Genomic DNA, 794 nt, shown 5'->3' with positions numbered 1-794 from the left:
TGACAATGTTTTGAATAAAAAAAACTTCCTGAGGGAAGTTTTTATTTTTATGGGTTTGGTTTTTTGGTGAGGTTAAGTTTGTTTTTTACTTTGGTGAAACTGAATTGGTCTTTTAGTTCGGGTTTGTCTTTGTAGAATTTTGCGGAGATAACTGCTATGTTTATTACTTTGTCGTAAATAGCATTGAAGGCTGTTAGTGCTTCGGCGGTGATTTCTTTTCTTGTTCCTTTGAAACCTTCTTGGGTTATGTTGGCATTTTTTAGTTGTTCGGCATGTGCGATAATGGCATCGAGTGTTGCTGGTGCTGTTCCTTGGTCTGTTATTTTTGTTCTTAGGTTTGGTGTTAGGTTGGTTTTGAATTGGAATAAGAGACTTATTAGTGCTTCTTGGTCTTTTGATTGAACCGCTTTGTAGTGGGCGTTAAATCCAAGTGTTGTCAGTATTTCTGTTTTTTGGACTGGATTTGATTTGAAGTCGGCATCTATTTGTGTTTTTAGTTCTGCTAGGTCTTTCATGGCGTTGGCTTGAATTTCGAGAACTATTTGGGTAGATTCTCTAAGTTGTTTGGCAGAATCTGCTCCTAGGTAGTCTTCGATTGTTTTGTCTATTTCGGCTTTGAAGTCTTCGAAGAATGGGTCAGCCCAGTTGGCACGTTTTGATTGGAGGAATGTTTTGTTTTTGATTGCGGACTCGTTGATAGTTGCTGCTGTGATTAGCATTTCTACGTCTTTACATTTGTAATTTCTGCTGATTTGCATAACGATAATGAATTAAGTTACTGATTATTTTTTTAT

At 36.8% G+C, this 794-nt stretch carries 1 protein-coding gene; it reads right to left on the bottom strand.

What is annotated here, in order from left to right; all coding sequences use genetic code 11:
* Positions 1-47: 47 nt before the first annotated feature.
* A complete protein-coding gene (locus IAI56_RS15810; RefSeq protein ID WP_187658774.1) occupies positions 48-758 on the bottom strand; it encodes a hypothetical protein in 711 nt (236 codons plus the stop codon).
* Positions 759-794: the final 36 nt, after the last annotated feature.

Source organism: Flavobacterium macrobrachii, assembly GCF_014486675.1.
Taxonomy (GTDB): Bacteria; Bacteroidota; Bacteroidia; order Flavobacteriales; family Flavobacteriaceae; genus Flavobacterium; species Flavobacterium macrobrachii.
Note: the sequence above shows the minus strand (reverse complement) of the source record. Positions and strands in the feature narration are given on the sequence as shown.

What these genes read in the sequence shown, in the direction of transcription:
- IAI56_RS15810 (WP_187658774.1), bottom strand. Translation starts at nt 758, where the DNA reads ATGCAAATCAGCAGAAATTACAAATGTAAAGACGTAGAAATGCTAATC.